The sequence below is a fragment of the Daejeonella sp. genome, from assembly GCF_049655485.1.
In the GTDB taxonomy this organism is placed as follows: domain Bacteria; phylum Bacteroidota; class Bacteroidia; order Sphingobacteriales; family Sphingobacteriaceae; genus Daejeonella.
Genome location: NZ_JBASJU010000040.1, coordinates 1 through 6,778 on the forward strand (window position 1 = coordinate 1; position 6,778 = coordinate 6,778).

The 6,778-nt window shown below is 39.9% G+C and carries 8 protein-coding genes; all 8 read left to right on the forward strand.

Annotated features, from left to right (window positions below):
• A partial coding sequence (locus WBJ10_RS01895; protein ID WP_424287858.1) for a hypothetical protein occupies positions 1–192 on the forward strand: 192 nt, incomplete at its 5' end.
• Between the two features lie 61 nt (positions 193–253).
• Entirely contained in the window at positions 254–709 is a 456-nt protein-coding gene (locus WBJ10_RS01900; RefSeq protein WP_424287859.1) for a DsrE family protein, read from the forward strand.
• A 33-nt stretch (positions 710–742) separates the two neighbouring features.
• Positions 743–1,486 carry a substrate-binding domain-containing protein gene (locus WBJ10_RS01905; protein WP_424287860.1) on the forward strand — a complete coding sequence of 248 codons (744 nt, stop codon included), beginning with the start codon at positions 743–745 and terminating at the stop codon, positions 1,484–1,486.
• Positions 1,487–1,535: 49 nt separating this feature from the next.
• A complete protein-coding gene (locus WBJ10_RS01910; RefSeq protein WP_276348885.1) occupies positions 1,536–1,922 on the forward strand; it encodes a DUF302 domain-containing protein in 387 nt (128 codons plus the stop codon).
• 145 nt (positions 1,923–2,067) lie between these two features.
• A complete protein-coding gene (locus WBJ10_RS01915; protein WP_424287861.1) occupies positions 2,068–3,495 on the forward strand; it encodes a bifunctional metallophosphatase/5'-nucleotidase in 1,428 nt (475 codons plus the stop codon).
• Positions 3,496–3,623: 128 nt separating this feature from the next.
• Positions 3,624–4,973, forward strand: coding sequence for an MBL fold metallo-hydrolase (locus WBJ10_RS01920; RefSeq protein ID WP_276348883.1), 1,350 nt, complete (start codon positions 3,624–3,626; stop codon positions 4,971–4,973).
• Between the two features lie 77 nt (positions 4,974–5,050).
• The gene (locus WBJ10_RS01925; RefSeq protein ID WP_276348882.1) at positions 5,051–5,497 is read left to right on the forward strand and encodes a hypothetical protein; all 447 of its coding nucleotides are present in this window, start codon (positions 5,051–5,053) and stop codon (positions 5,495–5,497) included.
• 116 nt (positions 5,498–5,613) lie between these two features.
• Positions 5,614–6,778, forward strand: a 1,165-nt coding sequence (locus WBJ10_RS01930) for a TolC family protein (protein ID WP_424287862.1), incomplete at its 3' end; no start/stop codon positions are given.

Genomic DNA, 6,778 nt, shown 5'->3' on the forward strand with positions numbered 1-6,778 from the left:
GATGATACCCTATGCAGGGTAGAGCACGTTCAAAATCCAAAAAAACTTGGTGTTACCTTACACCAGATTATGACCGAATACTTGGCTGTCCATTCACCCGTATCTCCAAAAATAGATGGCCGGGTAATTGCGACAGATCAGCCGGCAGCATTACTTTCACAGCTGGAAGGCTACGATTATAAGTTTGTTTAATCTCATTTTACATATTTATCTCATGATAGCTTCATTGCCATTAAAAACAAACTATATTAAAATGAAAAATCTTTTGATCCCTTTTGCAGCATTAGTTTTAATCATCACAGTTAATCCAGCATTTTCTCAACAACCTCCTACCATTTTTACTGGCGCGGAAGCCAAACGCAAAAATTATAAAGCGCTCTATGTTTTAAATAACGGCGATGATAAAAAAATAAACGCTACGCTAAAAAATATTAAAAATGCCCTTGCTGACCCCCGGCTTGAAGGTAAACTGAATGTTGAATTAGTAGTGTTCGGAGATGGGGTTAAGGTATTCGACAAAACCGGGCCATTCGAAAAAACCTTGCTGGAGTTACAGGCAAAAGGTGTAATTCTTGCCCAGTGTGAAAATACGCTAAGGGAACGTAAAATTGATAAAAGCTCATTATTCTCTTTCATCTCATTTGTACCCAGCGGAAATGGTGAGATCATCATTCGACATTATCAGGGCTGGGCGATAGTTCATCCATAGGAAATTTTTGTAAAAATTTTTAAGCAAGTATTTATGAAAACTTTAATCGTTTTAGCCTTTTATATTCTCCCTGCATTGTCCCAGGCACAATCCAAGCAGGATACCTTATATGTTTATGGACCCGGCGGACCGGGGGCCGCCATGGAGGAATGCGCGAAAGTGTTTTCTATGAAATATTCCATATCTGTTAAAGTAACTGCAGGGCCAGAGCCAAAATGGATAGAGAAAGCAAAACAGAACGCAGACCTGGTGTTCGGAGGTGCCGAATACATGCTTACTCAGTTTAAAATGCAGCACCCGGGATTAATGGACAGTACTACAAGAACTGAATTATATAAAAGGCGGGCAGGAATTTTAGTTCGTCCTGGAAACCCTAAAAATATTACTTCACTGAAAGATCTGGCCAAACCAGGTATCAATATATTAGAAATTACCGGCGCCGGGCAATTAGGAATGTGGGAAGACCTGGCCGGAAGGCAAAATTTGATTGGAGGGATCCAAAAAAACATCAAAGGAGCTTTTGGTAATACTGCAATAGCAATTGATGCATGGAAGGCTGATACTAAATATGATGCAATAATAATTTTTGCATCGTGGCATAACAGGCTAAAGGATGTATCTGAGCTGGTAGAAATCCCCAAAAAGCAAACCGTATACAGGGGAACGCCTATTTCTGTTACAACCATTTCCAATCAAAAGTCAGAAGCCCGGCAATTTATACAGTTTTTGTTGTCTGCAGAAGGTCATGCTATTTTCAAAAAATGGGGATGGGAATAAAAAATAGAAAAAGAATAATTTGAAAGGAATACCTTAAAAATAAAAAATCATGGAATATTATTTTAGCAAAACAATTAAAGGAAGCTTCGACAATGCCATTCAAAAAGTAACTGATGCTCTTAAAGAGGAGGGTTTTGGCATACTAACTGAAATTGATATAAAAGTCACCCTAAAGAAAAAATTAGATGTTGACTTTTATAACTATAAAATCCTGGGAGCTTGCAATCCGCCATTTGCCTACAAAGCCTTACTGGCAGAAGATAAAATTGGAACCATGCTGCCGTGTAATGTAATTGTTCAGGAAAAAGTAGCCGGGGAGGTAGAGGTTTCGGCTGTAGATCCGGCAGCATCTATGAAGGCTATAGAAAATAGTGCTTTGAATGATATTGCACATGAAATCAGAGCTAGGTTGCAAAAAGTAATTGAAGCCTTATAGGGCTGTATGTTCGGTTGATGGGCATTCAAAGCGATCAAATCCTACAAAACCAAACCCTATGAACCGAAAACCGGTAAGCTCAGGCAAGCTTGTCTGATAAGGAAATCCGGGCGACCTTCATATCCATTGATTAAATCATATTCTGATGAAATTATCCATCGCCTATTTAAATGATGTACATGGCTACCTGGAGCCTCATCCGGAACTAATGTTTGATGCCGAAAGCCGGGAAACAAAAGTAATGGGAGGATATTCCCGTATCTACAGCCTGATCAAGGATATCCGCAGGCAAAACCTAAATACTTTAGTCCTTGATGGTGGTGATACATTTCATGGCACATTGCCGGTCGTTAAATCTAAAGGCGAAGCAATAGTTCCGGTATTAAATAAAATTGGATTTAATGCCATGGTTGGGCATTGGGATTTTGCCTATGGACCTGATCAACTGCTTAAGCTGAATGATCAGCTCAATTATCCGGTTTTAGGTATCAATGTTTACAAAAACGATGGAACTCTTTTCCTTAAGCCTTTTATAATCAAGGAAGTGGAGGGTGTGAAGATTGCCATAATAGGTATCTGCTCAAATATCATTGATAAAACAATGCCTGAAAATTTTAGCGATGGATTAAAAATAACAGACGGCACAGAGGAATTACCCCGCTACATCGAGCAGGTAAAAATGGAAGGAGCAGACCTGGTTTTTCTTCTTTCCCATAATGGTTATCCTCAGGACATAAAAATGCTTTCAGAGATTAAGGGCATTGACGTATGCCTGAGCGCTCATACACATAACCGCTTATCTGAACCAAGTCTGATCAATGATACCATTCTTATCCAATGTGGCTGCCATGGATCTTTTTTAGGCCATCTGGAGCTTGAAATTTTGGACAAGCAAATCAACAGCTATAAATACCAGCTTATTCCGGTTAACGATAGCATTGAGCCGGATAAAGAGATGGATCAGCTTATTGAAGCTATCATGAAGCCTTATCAAAAGTTGCAGAAGGAGCATGTGGGTGAAACCAGTATTTTACTGGATCGCTATAATACGCTGGAATCGTCTATGGACGATCTTTTACTACAATCCATCAAAGAAACCTCATCGGCTGATATCGCATTTTCAAACGGTTGGAGGTATGGGGTGCCTATCCCTGCCGGACCAGTGAATCGATGGGATCTGTTTAATATCATTCCAATGAATCCTCCCGTTTCAGTCGTTGAGCTTACAGGTAAAGAAATCCTCGACATGCTGGAAGAAAATCTCGAACGTACCTTTTCGGCAGATCCGATGAAACAGATGGGTGGTTATGTTAAACGGTGTCTGGGATTAACCGCTTATATCAGAATTGAAAACCCGAAAGGCTTCAGGCTACAGGACGTATTCATTGGAAAGGAGCATTTAAGACCCGGTAGTATTTACAAGGTTGCCTTCGTTACCCAACAGGGTGTGCCGAAGAATTTAGGTAAGAACCGGATCGATCTGAGTATACATGTAGTAGATGCCTTGACCAGCTTTCTTCAAAAAAATAGCCCTTATCGACCCCATCTGCCAAAATCTTTTTCTTTAATATAAATCGCTTACTCATAAGTCCTGCGAAGTAATTCATTACATACTCTGTGTTATAAAATCTCTCTGTGACCAAAATCACACAGCACGGGATTTTTTTTATAGAGATTTGTACTGTTCAAAAAAAGTAAACCATGAAGATTCAGCAATTTGAAGATAAATACCTGGCTCATTACAGCTATGCCATTCTTAGCGAATGTGAACGTAAGATAGTTTTAATAGATCCCTCAAGAAACCCAAAACAGTATTATGATTATGCGAAAGAAATGAGCGCAGATATTATTGCTGTAGTAGAGACTCATCCTCATGCTGATTTTGTGAGCAGCCACCTGGAAATCCATGAAACAACTGGCGCTAAGATTTATGCTCATAGTTTAACGGGAGTGAGTTACCCTTTTGAGCCTTTTGATGAAGGCTCTGAAATCAGTTTTGGAAAAATTAAGTTGAGAAGCTTGTACACTCCGGGCCATTCTCCTGACAGTATCTCCATTGTGTTAAATCATGATGGAAAAGATAAAGCGGTTTTTACCGGTGATACCTTATTTATCGGAGATTGCGGAAGACCGGATCTGCGTGAAGGCGCAGGAAACATTCAACAGAAAAGAGATGACCTGGCCAGGCAGATGTATTCTTCGTTAAGAAACAAATTAATGACTTTAAATGATGAAGTTCTGGTTTATCCGGCACACGGTGCTGGCACCTTATGTGGTAAAGGATTAAGTGAAGCTAATCGCAGTACTATAGGCGCCGAAAAAATCAGCAACTGGTCTTTACAGGAGATGACTGAAGAAAAATTCATCAAAGAACTTACTGCAGACCAGCCTTTTATTCCGAAATATTTCGGATATGATGTGGATCTGAACCGCAAAGGCGTCCCGGCGTTTGAGCCATCGGTAAATGCAGTGAAAATTTTAACAAAACCCACAGCAGATTCTTTAAATCCTGACATGCTCATTATCGACGCCAGTCCTCAGGACAAATTCAAGAAAGGGCATTTTTCTAATTCTTTCAATATACAATTGGGGGCTAAGTTTGAAACATGGCTCGGAAGCATTGTTTCTCCGGGAGAAAAGTTCTATTTGGCTGCATCAGATCAGGAGCAGTTAAATCAATTGATAGAACGTTCTGCCAGTATTGGCTATGAGTCGTTTATTGAAGCCGCTATTGTTTCCGATGAAGGTAAAGAAGAAATGGAAGTTGCTGATGTAGAGAAATTCAGAAACAATCCTGATCAATACAGTATCATTGATATTAGAAATAGTTCAGAATTCAAATCCGAACCTATATTTCCCTCAGCGAAAAACATTCCTCTGGGCGAATTGAGAGAAAGAATTAATGAGATCCCAACAGACAAACCTGTAATTGTACACTGCGCAGGGGGCTATCGTAGTGCGGCGGGAAGTAGTATCGTGAATGAAGCTATTGGTGATAAAACACAAGTATTTGACTTGGGCGAAGCTATAGAGCAGTTCGGGAAGCACTAATCTTACAGTGCTTTAAACCAGACAATCTGTTAACCTTTAACATATTTTAACACTCTTTTAATTATCAAATTGTATTTTTGCTGAAGCTGGAAAAGGATATGGGTATTAGATGTGGCGTAAATAATTTAATTGCTAATAAGGGGAAAACTCCGTTATTGGCTTTTTTTATTGCGCTTCTTATTCTGTCCTCCTGCCCTCTGAAACAAACTATTTACTCCTTGATAGGGAATTCAGAGACTGCAGTTCAAAAAGATCATAACAAAACCCGGCAGGTCAGGTCTTCTGCTCAAATGAGCCCTGCTCAATTATGCTTGTCAAGCTTTAAATCTGATGCGGATGTTGTTTATTCTCAGGTTGCTGGTCCGGATTTAAAGACACCTGTTTTTGTATTAGCCGCTTTTGCTATAGCATTTCATTTCCTGCGCATATTTTATGCTAGAACATCTCTAACAAATGCATTCGGAAAGAACGCGCTTGTCCCTGCTTATCCTATTCATGTCAAAAACTGCCTGTTTCGGATATAGAATCAGCTCCTGATAGGAATCTCCTATTTCTACACTTATGCTTTTATTCTAAAAGCTAAATCAAATTTTTTAATTCTTATTAAACCTATTTTATGGTCATGCATAAGGTTTACCTTATGAGCATTTTTTTTGTGCTTGTAAGTATCAATACCTATTCACAAACTGAGCTAACATTAAATCAAGCCTGGGAAAAAGCGTATCAGGATTATCCTGAACTCAAGGAAAAGAATGCCCTTATTAACGCTACTCAGTTCAACACGTTAAAGGTGAAGAGTGGTATGTTACCCAATTCCCAGGTACAATTACAAAATACCTACGGGACTTTTGAAGGAAGCGGAGGAGCCTTCTTCCCTTTGCCAGGGATTTTTAATGTCAACGGAAATAATCCGGATACGCAGGTTAAGACAACTGCTAATTCTTTTGGCTCTGTATTGATTGACTGGAATGTTTACCAGTTTGGAAGATTAAGGCATAGTATCAAGGCAGCTAATAGCTTAAACGAACAAGCCAGGGGAGAATTAACACTCACCAAGTTAAATGTTCAGACCAGCGTTACCCGACTGTATTTTAATATTCTTTATTCTGAGGCTTATCTGATCTGGGCAAAAAATAACGGTGAACGGGTAAAAAAAATCCTTGAAATCGCTACAAGTTTGGCTGATGCCGGAATTAAACCGGGCGCTGATACCTCGCTGGCTTCTTCATCGTACCTGCAAGCCCTTTCAAGAACAGACGAATGGAACGGGAAACGGGCAGGTGCAAAATTGCAGCTTTCGGAATTTATTCCTGATCTGGTAGCCAATGTATCTCTAAAGACTGATTTTTATTTAAAAACACCAATAGGGCTTCATCGTCCTGATAGTGTAAATAACCATCCCGTTTTAAATGTCCTGGCACAAGAAGTTACTTATGGCCAGATCCGGCAAAAAGAAGTAAGCAGTGCACTACTGCCTGCCCTTTCCTTATTAGGAGGCGCTTCCTCTCGCGGGAGCGGGATAGGCGCCGCAGGAGTAAGTGATAAGCTAACATCCGGATTTGGAAATGGCAGCAATAACTTCCTCGTGGGAATAGGCCTCACCTGGAACATTTCTGATATGTATTCAGGCGCATTTGAAAAAAAGAAGATAGTTCAACAGACTATTGCAGCTCAGTCCAGATACGATCTTCAAAAAATCCAATTGAACACCGGTATTCAATCCATCAACGCCAAGATCACCGAACAGATCAAACAGGTAAGTAAGTCAGATGCTGCTGTTCAGAAATCTAAAGAAGCCTACGAAC

What these genes read in the sequence shown, in the direction of transcription:
- WBJ10_RS01920 (WP_276348883.1), top strand. Translation starts at nt 3,624, where the DNA reads ATGAAGATTCAGCAATTTGAAGATAAATACCTGGCTCATTACAGCTAT.
- WBJ10_RS01915 (WP_424287861.1), top strand. Translation starts at nt 2,068, where the DNA reads ATGAAATTATCCATCGCCTATTTAAATGATGTACATGGCTACCTGGAG.
- WBJ10_RS01910 (WP_276348885.1), top strand. Translation starts at nt 1,536, where the DNA reads ATGGAATATTATTTTAGCAAAACAATTAAAGGAAGCTTCGACAATGCC.
- WBJ10_RS01905 (WP_424287860.1), top strand. Translation starts at nt 743, where the DNA reads ATGAAAACTTTAATCGTTTTAGCCTTTTATATTCTCCCTGCATTGTCC.
- WBJ10_RS01900 (WP_424287859.1), top strand. Translation starts at nt 254, where the DNA reads ATGAAAAATCTTTTGATCCCTTTTGCAGCATTAGTTTTAATCATCACA.